Annotated in this window: 15 protein-coding genes; 6 read left to right on the forward strand and 9 right to left on the reverse strand. The window is 72.5% G+C overall.

The window, feature by feature from the left end; translation table 11 throughout:
* Nucleotides 1-98: 98 nt before the first annotated feature.
* The 3 genes from H6H00_RS14470 to H6H00_RS14480 form a co-directional block, all read right to left on the reverse strand.
* A complete protein-coding gene (locus tag H6H00_RS14470; protein ID WP_185721766.1) occupies nucleotides 99-290 on the reverse strand; it encodes a hypothetical protein in 192 nt (63 codons plus the stop codon).
* 405 nt (nucleotides 291-695) lie between these two features.
* A complete protein-coding gene (locus tag H6H00_RS14475) occupies nucleotides 696-1,961 on the reverse strand; it encodes an IS256 family transposase (RefSeq protein ID WP_185717264.1) in 1,266 nt (421 codons plus the stop codon).
* A 145-nt stretch (nucleotides 1,962-2,106) separates the two neighbouring features.
* Complete coding sequence (locus tag H6H00_RS14480; RefSeq protein ID WP_185721767.1) at nucleotides 2,107-3,825, reverse strand: IS1634 family transposase; 1,719 nt, start codon at nucleotides 3,823-3,825, stop codon at nucleotides 2,107-2,109.
* Between the two features lie 270 nt (nucleotides 3,826-4,095).
* Between H6H00_RS14480 and H6H00_RS14485 the strand changes: the two genes are divergently transcribed.
* The gene (locus tag H6H00_RS14485) at nucleotides 4,096-4,926 is read left to right on the forward strand and encodes an LLM class F420-dependent oxidoreductase (protein ID WP_185721768.1); all 831 of its coding nucleotides are present in this window, start codon (nucleotides 4,096-4,098) and stop codon (nucleotides 4,924-4,926) included.
* An 18-nt stretch (nucleotides 4,927-4,944) separates the two neighbouring features.
* Here the strand turns inward: H6H00_RS14485 and H6H00_RS14490 are convergent, their stop codons facing one another.
* From H6H00_RS14490 to H6H00_RS14500, 3 genes are all read right to left on the reverse strand, one after another.
* Nucleotides 4,945-5,205 (reverse strand): hypothetical protein, encoded by a 261-nt coding sequence (locus H6H00_RS14490; RefSeq protein WP_185721769.1) that lies wholly within the window; start codon nucleotides 5,203-5,205, stop codon nucleotides 4,945-4,947.
* 222 nt (nucleotides 5,206-5,427) lie between these two features.
* A complete protein-coding gene (locus H6H00_RS14495) occupies nucleotides 5,428-5,667 on the reverse strand; it encodes a hypothetical protein (protein ID WP_185721770.1) in 240 nt (79 codons plus the stop codon).
* Between the two features lie 56 nt (nucleotides 5,668-5,723).
* The gene (locus H6H00_RS14500; RefSeq protein ID WP_185721771.1) at nucleotides 5,724-6,386 is read right to left on the reverse strand and encodes a FadR/GntR family transcriptional regulator; all 663 of its coding nucleotides are present in this window, start codon (nucleotides 6,384-6,386) and stop codon (nucleotides 5,724-5,726) included.
* A gap of 148 nt (nucleotides 6,387-6,534) precedes the next feature.
* On the opposite strand from H6H00_RS14500, the gene H6H00_RS14505 reads away from it, so the two are divergent.
* Nucleotides 6,535-7,419, forward strand: coding sequence for a fumarylacetoacetate hydrolase family protein (locus tag H6H00_RS14505; RefSeq protein WP_185721772.1), 885 nt, complete (start codon nucleotides 6,535-6,537; stop codon nucleotides 7,417-7,419).
* Between the two features lie 12 nt (nucleotides 7,420-7,431).
* A complete protein-coding gene (locus tag H6H00_RS14510; protein ID WP_185721773.1) occupies nucleotides 7,432-8,193 on the forward strand; it encodes an alpha/beta fold hydrolase in 762 nt (253 codons plus the stop codon).
* Here the strand turns inward: H6H00_RS14510 and H6H00_RS14515 are convergent.
* A protein-coding gene (locus H6H00_RS14515; RefSeq protein WP_221775876.1) for an IS5 family transposase occupies nucleotides 8,190-9,079 on the reverse strand; the annotation gives its coding sequence in 2 pieces (ribosomal slippage) (nucleotides 8,190-8,707 and nucleotides 8,707-9,079; 891 coding nt in all). The two genes, H6H00_RS14510 and H6H00_RS14515, sit on opposite strands and share 4 nt — an antisense overlap.
* A 50-nt stretch (nucleotides 9,080-9,129) precedes the next feature.
* Nucleotides 9,130-10,278, reverse strand: coding sequence for a PQQ-dependent sugar dehydrogenase (locus tag H6H00_RS14520; RefSeq protein ID WP_185721774.1), 1,149 nt, complete (start codon nucleotides 10,276-10,278; stop codon nucleotides 9,130-9,132).
* Nucleotides 10,279-10,331: 53 nt separating this feature from the next.
* Between H6H00_RS14520 and H6H00_RS14525 the strand changes: the two genes are divergently transcribed.
* Complete coding sequence (locus H6H00_RS14525; protein ID WP_185721775.1) at nucleotides 10,332-11,243, forward strand: 2-hydroxyacid dehydrogenase; 912 nt, start codon at nucleotides 10,332-10,334, stop codon at nucleotides 11,241-11,243.
* Here the strand turns inward: H6H00_RS14525 and H6H00_RS14530 are convergent.
* Nucleotides 11,240-11,521, reverse strand: coding sequence for a DUF4287 domain-containing protein (locus H6H00_RS14530; RefSeq protein ID WP_185721776.1), 282 nt, complete (start codon nucleotides 11,519-11,521; stop codon nucleotides 11,240-11,242). The two genes, H6H00_RS14525 and H6H00_RS14530, sit on opposite strands and share 4 nt — an antisense overlap.
* 91 nt (nucleotides 11,522-11,612) lie before the next feature.
* Between H6H00_RS14530 and H6H00_RS14535 the strand changes: the two genes are divergently transcribed.
* A complete protein-coding gene (locus H6H00_RS14535; protein ID WP_185721777.1) occupies nucleotides 11,613-12,221 on the forward strand; it encodes a DoxX family protein in 609 nt (202 codons plus the stop codon).
* A complete protein-coding gene (locus H6H00_RS14540; RefSeq protein WP_185721778.1) occupies nucleotides 12,218-13,081 on the forward strand; it encodes an aminoglycoside phosphotransferase family protein in 864 nt (287 codons plus the stop codon). The genes H6H00_RS14535 and H6H00_RS14540 overlap by 4 nt, the downstream gene beginning before the upstream one ends.
* Nucleotides 13,082-13,088 lie beyond the last annotated feature (7 nt).

Here is a 13,088-nt window from a genome sequence, read left to right on the forward strand (position 1 = left end):
ACGGGGTAGCTCTCGTCCACCCCGGGACGGTCGAACAGATCCGGCCCCGGCCCGCGTCGCGCGCGGGCCGGGGCCGGGCCCGTGGTCGGCGCCGCCGGTCAGGCCGGGTGCTCCGTCCGGTTCCTCCCGAGCAGCAGGGTGACGCCGAGGATCGGGAGCAGGACGAGGACGGCGACCGCGGTGCCGATGCCGAGCGGCGCGGCGAGGCCGCCGACGACCGCGGCGCCGACCCCGGCGCCGGTGAGGAACGCGGGGTGGCGACGCCGAGCACTCCTCCCCGGCGCTCGCACCGCTCACGGCGGCGGTCATCGAGGGCCGGCCGATCCCGAAGGCGACGGTGTTGAGCACCACGGCGACGAGGAGGAGCGCGGTCACGTCGTACCAGGCCCCGACCGCGGCCAGGGTCAGCCCGATCGCCAACGGGGTCCGGCCGCGGGCGGCGAGGGCGATCGGGATGCCCAGCAGGAGGGCGAACCAGCTCGCGGGAACCGCGGCCGCGGCGAGTGCCGAGCGGACGACCACCGGGTTGGTCACCACGGACCGGGGCAGGAAGCCGTCCGGCCGGGAGCGGACGCGCAGCACCACCGCCGGCACCCCGACGACGATCAGCGCGACACCCGCGAGCGCCGCCCCGAGCCCGGCGGACGGGCTCGATGGGGGGAGTGTCAGATGAACGGTGTAACCGGTCGTGATGGCTAGCTTCCGTTGCTGGGAACGATACGTCCGGCGAAGGTGATCGCGAAGGCGTTCAGCGCCGGCTTCCAGCGCATCGCCCACCGGGCCCGGCCCTTCCCGGTCGGGTCGAGCGCTCGGGTGACCAGGTAGAGGCACTTGAGCGCGGCCTGCTCGGTCGGGAAGTGGCCGCGGGCCTTGACCGCGCGCCGGTAGCGGGCGTTGATCGACTCGATCGCGTTCGTGCTGCAGATGACCTTCCGGATCTCGACGTCGTAGTCGAGGAACGGCACGAACTCCGACCAGGCCGAGCGCCACAACGCGATGATCGCCGGGTACTGCCCGCCCCAGGTCGCGGCGAACTCGGCGAACCGGTCCTCGGCGGCCGCCTCGGTGGGCGCGGTGTAGACCGGGCGCAGATCCCGCGCCATCTGTTCCCAGTAGCGGCGGGAGGCGTAGCGGAAGGTGTTGCGGATCAGGTGCAGCACACAGGCCTGGACCAGCGCGTGGGGCCACACGGTGGTGATCGACTCCGGGAGGCCTTTCAGGCCGTCGCAGACCACGATGCAGGCGTCGACCACGCCGCGGTTCTTGATCTCGGTCAGGACGTGGAGCCAGTACTTCGCGCCCTCGCCGCCGTCGCCGGCCCAGATCCCGAGGATGTCGCGGTGCCCGTCCACGGTGACGCCGATGACGACGTAGAAGGGCCGGTTGGTGACCTGGCCGTCGCGGACCTTGATGTGGATGGCGTCGATGAACAGCACCGGGTAGACCGCGTCGAGCGGACGCTGGGCCCATTCGCCCAACTCGTCGAGGACCTTGTCGGTGATCCGCGAGATCGTGTCCTTGGAGACCTTCGCGCCGTAGACCTCGTCGAAATGCGCCGCCACCTCCCCGGTGGTCAGGCCGCGGGCGGTCAGCGACAACACGATCTCGTCGATGCCGTCCAGACGCCGTTGGCGCTTGCGCACGATGACCGGGTCGAAGCTGGCGTCCCGGTCACGGGGCACCTCGATCTGCACCGGCCCGATCTCGGTCAGCACCGTCTTGACGCGAGTCCCGTTGCGGGAGTTGGGGTTCTCCTGCCCGGCCCGGTCGTGGCGGTCATAGCCCAGGTGCTCGGTCATCTCCGCCTCCAGTGCGGTCTCGAGCACCGTCTTCGTCAACCCGGTAAGCAGACCGCCCGGGCCGACAAGCTCCACCCCCTCGGCCCGGGCTGCTTCCACCAACTGCTGGGCGAGCTGCTGCTGATCAATCCGATCCGGCACAGGCTCGATCGTCTCGGTCATTGCTGATCCCTCCCCCGAGCTGCGCTCGGCGTGTCGGACCAGTTACACCGTTCGTCGGACAGTCCTGCGATGGGGGGCTTGACCTGGAGGAATACGTTGAGACGCCCCGGACGGGCGTGTCTCTAGACGGCGGTGTCGCTGCTGGTCAGCGGCTTGCGGTGGCGAGTTCGATGATCTGCTTCGGGGCGGGGATGTCGAGGCGGGCGAGTAGGTCGCGTTGGGGCTTGGACAGCTCGGTGCGCTGGCGGAACACTCCGGTGGGGCCGGTGAAGGTGCCGGCGTGGAGCCGGTCGAGGTGGCGGCGCACGTGATGCCAGGTGTCGCCGGTGGTGGTCTCGACGACGCGGATGAGCAGCAGCGCGAGCCAGCAGAGCACGACGTGGGCGCGGATGCGTTCTTCGAGCCGGTGATAGACCGGGCGCAGGTCGATGATCTGCTTCATGTCGCGCCAGCCGCGCTCGACTTCCAGGAGTTGCTTGTAGCCGCGCGCGATGTCGGCGGCGGGCAGGTGCGGGTCCGAGCAGCGCAGCAGGTACTTCCCGTCGAGGTTGGCCTCGGTCTTGATCTTGGCCTTGTCGACGCGCAGCAGCCCGCCGGGAGTGACCCGCAGGTACCGGTTCAGGCCCGGCTTGGTCGAGATTCGTCCGCGCAGCTCGCCGCGCTTCATGACGGGCAGGCGGTCCGAGTCGGCGATCAGCTCCTCGAGCTGGGCGATCAGCTGGGCGCGGATGTGCGCGTCGCGCCCGGCGGCGTCGGGGTTGTGGCAGATGACGAACCGCTCGGACTCGGAGACCTTCACCTCCTTGATCCGCATGTTCTCCGCGATCTCGGTGTAGCGGCCCTGCCGGGACAGCGCGGCCTTGATCTCCACCGAGTCCGAGCGCAGCTTCTCCCCGATGATGTAGGCGTGCTCGCCCTGGCGCAGGTAGCGGCGGTTGGCCTCGGAGGAGAATCCGCGGTCGGCCACCCACACGATCTTCGACAGGGTCCAGTCCCGCATGTCGTCCTTGACCTGGCGGATGAGCTTGGAGTCCGCGGTGTTCCCGGGCCAGCACCACACCCGCACTGGGATCCCCTCGCGGGTGACCGCCATCCCGATCACGATCTGGGGCAGGTCGTCGCGGGAGTCCTTGGACTTGCCGTAGGTCCGGAACCCGACGTTGCCCTTCTTGCCCTCCTTGCCGTCCTGGTCGGGGACCGGGTGGCCGTGTTCGTCGCGGGTGACCGGCTCGTCGGGGTCGTCGAGTTCGAAGTAGGTGGAGGTGGTGTCGAAGAACAGCAGGTCGACCTCGAGGTTGAGCAGGTTCGCGACCTGGCGGAACACCCCGATCTCCAGCTGCTCGCGGACGTCGTGGAGCCAGTCCATCGCCCGGTAGCAGGCGTCGTCGCTGGTCTGGGGCAGCCCGTCGATGTGCACGTCGTGGTTGATCCAGTCCGCTGCCGCCAGCTTCGACGACGCCGCAAGCGCCCGGTTCGCGACCAGCCCGAACAGCACCCGCTCGGTCGCCGCGGTGTCGCGGGGCCGACCGCGACGCGGCTTGGCGTCCAGGCCGCGCAGGACGGTGTCGATGCCCAGCCGCCGCCACAGCGCGTCGAGGACGAACGTGCCGCCCAACGGGCGGGACTCGCAGAACACCAGCTCCGAGCCCGCGGTCGCAGCCAACGCGTCGGCCGGGTCCAGCAGCCGGGCCAGCGACCCCACCAGCCGCTTGACCGCGACGCGGTCGAGCTGGTCGGCCCGCCCGAACCCGTAGAGGATCTTCGGGACCGACCGGCCGGCGACCGGGTCCCACTCGTTGTGCGCCAGATGCAGGTAGCGGACAGTCCCGCTCTTGGTCTTCCGCGCCGTCGTCTTCACGTACATCGCTCTAGAACATAGACCATCACAGCACGCTCAGCAGCAACTACCCAGACAGGCGTTTCTCTAGGCGAATCTGCCCTCGGTGGCCATCCGCACTGCCCTGACCTGCATCCTCACCCGCCCAGGACCTCCAGACCGGCCGAATTACGCGGAACGCGGGTCCCGGGTGGACGTTCTCCCGCCGAGATCGTGATCATGAAGGTTCGTCGTCTGAACCGACCGAGCGCTCGACGGTCCCACGCCGCGGCTCCCGATCTGGTAGGTGTCGACGTCATGAAATTCGGGATCGCCACGTTCATCACCGACGAGGGAATCGGCCCCGAGGCGCTGGGGCGCGCACTCGAGGAACGCGACTTCACTTCGTTGTTCATCGCCGAGCACTCCCACATCCCCGTGAGCAGGGAGACCCCGTATCCGGGCGGGGGTGAGCTCCCGCAGATGTACTACCGCACGCTCGATCCGTTCGTCGCCCTGACCGCGGCCGGCGTCGTGACGTCGCGGCTCGTGCTGGGCACCGGGATCGCGCTGCTGCCCCAGCGGGACGTCATCCACACCGCGAAGCAGGTCGCGAGCCTCGACCTCGTCTCGGGCGGCCGGGTCGCCTTCGGGGTCGGGGTCGGGTGGAACCGCGAGGAGATGCGCAACCACGGCACCGAGCCTGGCACCCGCGGCGCGCAGATGGACGAGCAGCTCGCGGCGCTGAAGGAGATCTGGACGAAGGACGAGGCGGAGTTCCACGGGCAGCACGTCGACTTCGACCCCATCTACGCCTGGCCGAAACCAGTGCAGAAGCCCCATCCGCCCATCTACCTCGGCGGGGAGAGCAAGGCGGCGCTGCGCCGGCTGGCGACCTACGGCGACGCGTGGCTGCCCCGCGCGCACACCCCTCCCGAGGAGATCCGCCGCGTCCGGGAATGGCTTGCCGAGCAGGGCCGGCACGACGTGCCGTTCACGGTGTACGCCGCAGATCCGGATCCGGAGAGGGTGGACGGCTACGCCGCTGCCGGGGTCGACGAGGTCACGCTGAACCTCGAGACCCTCCCCGAGTCCGAAGCCCTCCGAGCCCTCGACGAGCTCGCCGGATTCGCGGCCGCGCGCCGCTGACGCGCCTGGGCCGGGACGCTAGCGTCGGCCGATGACCGCGAGAAGGCGCACGTCCGCTGGTACGATGCCCGGCCCGGGGTGGGTGAAGCCGTGGCTCCTGGTCGCGGAGATCGCCTGGTCGGCGCCGGTGGTGATCGCCCATCGGACGTTCCGGATGGCGTCGGGCGGTTGGCCGCCGAGCGCCCGGGACCGCCGGGAGTACACCCGCATGGTGCAGGAGAAGGTCGAGGCGTTGTTCCAGGCCGCGACGGCCGCGGTGACGACTCCGCCGAAGGACACCGCCAAGGCCGTCGGCAACGTGCTCGGCCCGGTCCACCGGCGGTCGTGGCCAACCGCCGTCGACTCTCGAGAGGCTGACGCCTGGGGCGGGACCTGTCCGTCGTGTGCCGCGAGTCCCGCCAGGCGGGCGGTGGAGACGACATGCCCGCCTGGGTCGCCGAGAAGCTCGCCTACGTCAAGGGCTGAACCCGTCTCACGCCCTCCCGGGTCGGGGCGGGCGGGTCAGGCGCCGAGGGTGTCGACGGTGGTCTCGAGGGCGACGGCGAGCTCCTCGAGCGCCTGTCCGGACGGCGCCGAGCCGCCGTGTCGTTCGAGCAGTTCGCTGCGGGACGCGACGACGAGGCCCTGGTCCTCGTCCGCTGTTCCGGGCACCACGCGGGCCTGCCCCTCGACGACGGCGAGCTGCGGGTCCGGCAGGTCGGAGTCGAACAACTCCCGGAGCCGGTCGGCTGTGATGATCACGGGTGCGGATACCCGCCGCGGGCGGGACCCACTCCTCTCGACCCCGGGCGGGCGGGTCAGTGCCGGCCGAGGAGGTTGTCCGACACGTTCTCCAGGTGGATCCGCATGGCCTCGCCGGATCCGGCGGAGTCGCGGTCGCGCAGCGCGTCGACGATCGCGGTGTGCTCGCCGTGGTAGCAGCGGCGCAGTTCCGGGGTGGACGTCCGACGCTTCAACGTGCCCCAGACGGGAAGGGCCCGGGCGGTGTTGAGGACGTCGAACATGTTCATGAGCAGCCCGTTGTGGACGGCCTGCGCGATGGCCCGGTGCAGCCGCGCGTCCCAGGACTCGAAGCCATCGAAGTCCTCGCTGCTGCCCCCGGCGTCGAGACACTCGGTGATGCGGTCGAGATCGGCCTGCGTCGCGACCCGGGCTGCGAGGGTGGCGACCTGCGGCTCGAGGAGCAGCCGCACCTGCATGATCTCCGCCGGGCTCGTGTTCGCGGGTGCACCCTCGACGGGCTGCAGTACCGCCTCGGTGAGGAACGTGCCTCGGCCGACGTGGCGGATGACCAGTCCGTCGCGTTCGAGCACCTCCAGCGCGCGCCGGATCGCGCTGCGGGGCGCGGAGAGCTGCTCGACCAGGGCCCGTTCGGTGGGCAGCTTCGAGCCGGGGCCGAAGGTCCCGGCCTGGGCGCCTTCGGTGAGGAGGCTGCGCAGCGACTGTTCCACCGCCATCATGCGCCTACAGTAGCCGCAGCAGTGTGACCAATCCAGACCAATGTAAATCGGCCGAAGTCGATGCTCACCCTCCCCTCGACAGGTCGAGATGAGGGGCGTACGTTCACGCCTGGCCACATTGGTTCTATTGGTTCAGATTGGTGCAGCGATGAAGCTGGTGACCTTCTCCACCGGGTCGGCGCAGCACGTCGGCGTGGTGGACCCCGACGCGGGCGTCGTCCACGACGTCAGTGCGCTCCTTCCGGCCGGCGCCAGCGTCCTCGACGTCATCGAGGGCTGGGCCGAGCTCGGTCCGGCCCTGGAGCGCGACGCCGCCGCGCAGCCGCGGCACGCCCTCGACTCCGTCCGCCTGCACGCGCCGATCCCGGTGCCGCGGCGCGACATCTTCTGCGTCGGCAAGAACTACCGCGACCACGTCGTGGAGTTCGGCCGCAGCGGCTACGACCAGCCCGACCGCTCGGAGGCCCTGCCGGAGTACCCGGTCGTGTTCTCCAAGGCCACGACCTCGGTCAACGGCCCCTTCGACGACATCGAGCCGCACACCGACGTCACCTCGGAGCTGGACTACGAGGCCGAGCTCGGCGTGATCATCGGGCGTGGGGGGCGCGGGATCAGCCGCGCGGACGCCTACGACCACGTGTGGGGCTACACGATCATAAACGACTTCACCGCCCGGGACCTGCAGCGCAAGCACAAGCAGTGGCTGATCGGGAAGTCCCTCGACACCCACGCGCCGATGGGTCCCTACGCGGTGTCGGCCGACGAGATCGACGACGTGACGTCGCTGCAGGTGCAGAGCGTCGTCAACGGCGAGCCGCGCCAGTCCGCCCCGGTGAAGGACCTGATCTTCGACATCCCCGAGCTGATCGCGACGCTGTCGGCCGGGATCACCCTGCGGCCCGGAGACCTGATCGCCACCGGCACCCCGGCGGGCGTCGGGATCGGGTTCGACCCGCCGCGGTTCATGGTCAGCGGCGACGTCGTCGAGGTCTCGATCACCGGCCTCGGCTCGCAGCGCAACCGCATCGCCTGAGAAAGGACGCACATGTACGTCAACGGTAAGGAACTCGCCGTCGAGATCGACGGCCAGGGTCCGGCGGTCGTGCTCGTGCACGGCCTCGGCGGCACGTCGAACTTCTACCAGGTCCAGGCCGACGCCCTCGCCGGTGGTCACACGGTGATCCGGGTCGACTCCGCCGGCGCCGGCCGCTCGGCGAACGCCGAGGGGATCAGCATCGAGTCCCACGCCGACGACCTGGCCGCGGTTCTCGACGAGCTGGGGATCGCCTCGGCCGGTGTGGTGGGCCACTCCATGGGCACCCTCGTCGTGCGCAGGTTCGCCGCGAAGTACCCGGACCGGGTGAGCGCGCTCGCCCTCCTCGGCGCGGTCCGCGAGCCCGCCGAGGCCGGCCGGCAGGCCCAGCGCGACCGGGCTGCGACGTTGCGGGACAAGGGAACCGCCGCCGTCGCGCCCGGCGTGGTCGCGAACGCGCTGTCCGAGAGCACCCGGCGGGACAAGCCGGAGGTGGCCGCGTTCGTCCGCGAGCTGGTCATGCGCCAGGACGCCGAGGGCTACGCCCGCAACTGCGAGGCGCTCGCCGCCGCCGGAGACCCGGGCCCGGTGACCCCGAGCCTGCCGCTGCTGCTGATCACCGGCGACGAGGACAAGGTGGGCCCGCCCGACGCCAGCACCGAGCTCGCCGAGGCCCACGGCTCCGCGACGGTCGAGATCGTCCCCGGGATCGGACACTGGACGGCCGTCGAGGCCGCCGGCCCGGTCACCGACCACCTGCTCAAGTTCTTCTAGGGCGTGTCCCGTAAGTCGGTGCGCAGCCACAACACGGTCGCGGCGATGATGATCTCCGATCGGTAGTAGGCCACGCGCTTCGCGTAGCGGGTGGCGAGGGCGCGGAACTGTTTGAGCCGGTTGAAGCAGCGTTCGACCACGTTGCGACTGGCGTAGAGGGCCGGGTCGAACGCCGGTGGGCGACCGCCGCGGGGGCCCTTCGCGCGTCGGCGCTGGATCTGGTCGCTGCGTTCGGGGCTGGTGAACGCGATGCGGCGCCGGCGTAGCGCCGCGCGGGTCGAGGGGTGGGAGTAGGCCTTGTCGGCCAGCACCCGGTCGGGCCGGGTGCGTGGTCGGCCGGGTCCGTCTCGGCCGACCACGATCTGATCGAGCAGCGGGAGCAGTTGTGGGTTGTCCCCGGCCTGGCCCGGGGTGAGGATCACCGACATCGGCAGTCCGCGCCCATCGACCGCGAGATGAATCTTGCTGGTCAGCCCGCCACGGGACCGTCCGAGGGCTTCTCCATCGACGGCGAGGGCTTCGACCCACCCAGTGGTGCAGCCCCCTTTTTCCGGGCACCGGCGGAGTGCTGGTGAGCCCGGACGCTGCTGGAATCGATGCTGAAGGTCCACTCCACGTTCCCGACGGCGTCATCCTTGACGATCACGTCGTCGAGGATGCGTTCCCAGGTGCCGTCCGCGGTCCAGATCCGCAGGCGTTCATGCGCGGTCTTCCAGGGTCCGTAGCGCTCGGGCAGGTCGCGCCACGGGGCGCCGGTGCGCAGCTTCCACAGGATCGCGTTGATCACCTGACGGTGATCGCGCCACCGCCGGCCTCGCCCTGCGACCGGGGGCAGCAACGGCTCGATTCGCGCCCAGGCCTTGTCCGTCAGCTCACCCCGACCCACCACCCGAGCATGATCACCGACAGCAGGTCAGAACCCTTACAGGACACGCCCTAGGCCCGGGACTGCCCGCCCGAGGCGACCGGGGGCAGCACCAGCACCCGGTCGTCGGAGGGCACCGGCACCCCGCCGTCCTTGTTGACGGTGCCGAGCCAGATCAGGCCGTCGGGGCCGGGGGCGGCGGCGGAGAGGCGGCCGTAGGTGCCCGCCAGCTGGGTCTCGGTGGCGGTGAAGGCGTTGGTCAGGGGATCGGTGCGCAGGATGAACAGCGCCGCCGCACCGGTCTGGGCGATCGCCACGACGTCGAGCTGGGCCACGCACCCCGCGACGCCGGGACGGTCCGGCCAGCTCCACGCGGGCGCGGCCAGGGGGCCGGGGACCACGAGGTGCAGCACGTCCTGCGTGGCCGCCCGGTCGGTGACCCAGGCCGCCGTCGTCGCGGTGTTGACGCACACGCCCCCGGGGGCGGTGAGGCCGGAGCTGAGCACGGGCGACGCCGGGTCGGGGTTGCCGGTGGCGGGCCGGCCGAACGCGTCGATCCGCAGCAGCTTGCCGGCCAGTGACGCGGGATCGGCGCCGCCCGCGTCGCCGGTGGCCACCAGCAGGGACCCGTCGACGTCGACGCCCAGCGCACCCCCGTTGTGGACGGCCCCGCGCGGGATCCCGGTGAGCACCGGCTCCGGCGGCTCGCCGTCGGCGATGCGCACGACGCGGTTGTCCTCGCCGGTCGTGGCGTAGGCGTAGACCAGCCGGTCCTCGGCGTAGGACGGCGAGAGCACCAGGCCGGTGAGGCCGCCGCCCCCGGTCGCGTCGACCGGCACCGTCGCCACCAGCACCGGGTCGGTGCCGCGCTCCACGCGCAGCACCCGCCCGGTGATCCGCTCGGCCACCAGCGCGCTGACCCCGTCGGGGAGCACCGCGACGGCGCCCACCGGATCGAGGCAGGTCTCGACGACGGCCGGGTCCGGGTCGTCGCAGGGCTGCGGCGCCGGGGGCGCCCCGCCCTGCGGGGACTGCTCGGCCCGGGGCGGGGGGGTGCGCGCGTCCTCGGACTCCGGGACGCGCGGGATCCCGCCCAGCTCGCCCGCGCCCTCGATCTGCTCCTGCCACTCCCGCGGCCCGTTGTCGGGGAAGGTGGCGCACCCGGCCAGCCCGACGGCCAGCAGCCCCGCGGCCAGCGCACGCCGCACCCGTCCCCTCACGCGCGACAGGTTAGGCCGGGCCGGGTGTGCGCGCCGTGAGTACCGTCCGGGGCATGGCCGACCCGATCACCGTCCTGGTCCCGCACGCCGAGGGGGCGGAGCTCCTCGAGGGCGTCACCGCCGTCGTCTACGACCCCGAGGGCGACCTGCCCGCCGAGGCGGAGCACGCGCAGGTGCTCGTGCCGCCGTTCCTCGCGACCAGCGAGGCCGTGGCGATCACGGAGAAGCTGCCCGCGCTGCAGCTCGTGCAGCTGCTCACGGCGGGCGCGGAGGCGTGGATCGGGAACCTGCCCGACGGCGTCGCGCTGTCGGACTGCCGCGGGGCGCACGGCGGGGCCACCGCGGAGTGGGTCGTCGCCGCGCTGCTCGCGGTCTACCGGCACCTGCCGCGGTTCGTGCACGCGCAGGCCGAGGCCCGCTGGGACTACCACCAGACCGAGGAGCTCGACGGCAAGCGCGTGCTGATCGTCGGGGCCGGGGACGTCGCGGAGAACACCGTGCGCCGCCTGACGCCGTTCGGGGTGCGGACCACGCTGGTCGGGCGCCGGGCCCGCGACGGCGTGCACGGCATCGACGAGGTGCTCGACCTCCTCCCCGACCACGACGCGTGCGTGGTGATCGTCCCGCTCACCGACGACACCAGGGGCCTGATCGACGCCGAGTTCCTCGCCGCCATGCCGGACGGGTCCGTGCTGGTGAACGCCGCGCGCGGCCCCGTCGCCGACACCGACGCGCTCACCGCGGAGCTGGCGTCGGGCCGGATCCGGGCCGCCGTCGACGTGACCGAGCCCGAGCCGCTGCCGTCGGACCACCCGCTCTGGTCCGCGCCCGGCCTGCTGCTCACCCCGCACGTGGGCGGCAGCGTGCCGGGCGGGATGCGCCGGGCCTACACGGTGGCCGCGGAGCAGATCGCGGCGTTCGCGCGCGGCGAGCAGCCGCCGAACCTGGTCGAGGGCGCCTACTAGCGGTTCGCGATCCCGTCGAGCCGCAGGACCGCGGACTCGTCGCGGTGCGTCCCGGTCGTCCCGACGTGCTTCTCGTCGATCCCCGGCCCGTTCCTGATGACGTGGACGAGGGCCATGGCGTGGCCGCGCCCGAGGCCGAAGTCCTCCTTCAACCACTCGATCATGACGCCGGCCTTCGTGTCGGCGCCGTAGCCGCGCTCGTGCGCGAGCGCCACGAGGTCGGCGGGGATGCGGCCGGTCCTCTGCTCGATGGTGTCGAGGTAGGCCTGGAAGGACATCGGGTGCTCCGCTCGCCGTGGGTGGGTCGTCGGGGGGAGGACGGTGCCCGAGTCCCGGACTCATCGGTGCCCGCCCACTAGGCTCGCGCCCATGAGCGAGCAGCCGACCTCGGTGTTCACGCCCGGCAGCCTCGGCGAGCCGGCGCCGCCGACGACCCGTCCGACGCGCCGGCCGCTGCAGTGGAACCCCGCCACCGACCTCGGCCTGCTGATCCTGCGCTTCGCGATCGGCGGCACGTTCGTCGCGCACGGCATGCAGAAGGTCTTCGGGCTGTGGAACGGTCCGGGCATCGGCGGGTTCGCCCAGGTCCTGGCCGGTTTCGGCTTCCGCGAGACGATCGCGCTGTCGTGGGTCACCGGCATCACCGAACTGGTCGCGGGCGGCTTCGTGGTGCTCGGCGTGGGCACGCCGCTCGCGGCGGCGGGCCTGGTGTCGATCATGCTCAACGTGGTGCTGCTCAAGCTCGGGGCGGGCGGCGGGTTCTTCGCGACGAGCCCGACCGGGGTGGAGCTGGAGGCGGTGCTCGGGCTCGGCGCCGCCGCGCTCGTGTTCACCGGGGCCGGGCACGTCGCGCTGGAGCGCGGGCGCACCTGGAACCGCCGCCCGGCGCCGTGGGGCGTGCTCGCGATGATCATCGGTGTGACGGCCGGGCTGCTCGTGTTCTTCCTGCTGCGCGGCCCGGTGCCGGTCGCCCCGTGACGGCGCCGCCCGACGCCGCCTGGCTCCCGGCGGCGGGGCGGGCGCTCGGCGGGGCACCCGTCGTCCGGTCGCGGACGCCGTTGGCCGGGGGCTACGTCGCCGCGAGCGTCGAGCGCGTCGACCTCGAGGTGGCCGGGCGGACCGTGCCCGTCGTGCTCAAGACGGCGTCGCCGGTGGAGGTGGCGGCCATGCGGGCGGTCACCGTGGTGCGGACCGACGCGGCCGTCCTCGCCGCGGGCGACGGCTGGCTGCTCGTGCCCTTCGTCGACGGCGCGCCCCCGGCCGACGGCGAGCCCGTGCCGGACGCGGTGTGGCGGACCCTCGCGCAGGTGCACGCGCACTGGTGGCGCAAGCGGCCCCGCGGGATCCCCGTGGTCGACGCCGCGCACTGGCGCGGGCTCTGCGACCGCACCCTCGTCGCGGTGCGGGGGGCCGCCGCGCGCACCGGTGACCCGGCGTTCGGCGAGGTGGCCGACGCGCTGGCCGCCTGGCGCGACGATCCCCGGATGGCCGCGGCGCTGGCCCTGCTGCCGCGCACCCTCGTGCACGGCGACGCGCACCGCGGCAACGTGCTGGGCGACTCGCTGATCGACTGGGGCAGCGCGCGCGTCGCCCCGGCCGCCGTCGACGTGCTGACGCTGGCCGGGGAGCCCGGGGCCACCGCGCCGGCGGCGTACACCGCGGTGTTCGGGCCCCCGCCCGCGCTCGCCGACGTCGAGCGCGCGTGGGCCGACGTGCACGTCCACGTCCACTACCTCGGCTTCGCCGCCGACCACCTGGGCGCGGCCCGGGTGACGGAGATGGCGGGCATCGCCGCCCGCGGGCTCGGCGCACTCGGCCCGGCCCTCGCCGCGCTCTGACGCGCGG

This window comes from Pseudonocardia petroleophila (genome assembly GCF_014235185.1).
GTDB lineage: Bacteria > Actinomycetota > Actinomycetes > Mycobacteriales > Pseudonocardiaceae > Pseudonocardia > Pseudonocardia petroleophila.

Bases quoted from the DNA above. Each gene is read 5' to 3' on its own strand.
- H6H00_RS14500 (WP_185721771.1), bottom strand. From the start codon at position 6,386: ATGATGGCGGTGGAACAGTCGCTGCGCAGCCTCCTCACCGAAGGCGCC.
- H6H00_RS14475 (WP_185717264.1), bottom strand. From the start codon at position 1,961: ATGACCGAGACGATCGAGCCTGTGCCGGATCGGATTGATCAGCAGCAG.
- H6H00_RS14480 (WP_185721767.1), bottom strand. From the start codon at position 3,825: ATGTACGTGAAGACGACGGCGCGGAAGACCAAGAGCGGGACTGTCCGC.
- H6H00_RS14530 (WP_185721776.1), bottom strand. From the start codon at position 11,521: ATGTCCTTCCAGGCCTACCTCGACACCATCGAGCAGAGGACCGGCCGC.
- H6H00_RS14525 (WP_185721775.1), top strand. From the start codon at position 10,332: ATGGCCGACCCGATCACCGTCCTGGTCCCGCACGCCGAGGGGGCGGAG.
- H6H00_RS14485 (WP_185721768.1), top strand. From the start codon at position 4,096: ATGAAATTCGGGATCGCCACGTTCATCACCGACGAGGGAATCGGCCCC.
- H6H00_RS14510 (WP_185721773.1), top strand. From the start codon at position 7,432: ATGTACGTCAACGGTAAGGAACTCGCCGTCGAGATCGACGGCCAGGGT.
- H6H00_RS14535 (WP_185721777.1), top strand. From the start codon at position 11,613: ATGAGCGAGCAGCCGACCTCGGTGTTCACGCCCGGCAGCCTCGGCGAG.
- H6H00_RS14505 (WP_185721772.1), top strand. From the start codon at position 6,535: ATGAAGCTGGTGACCTTCTCCACCGGGTCGGCGCAGCACGTCGGCGTG.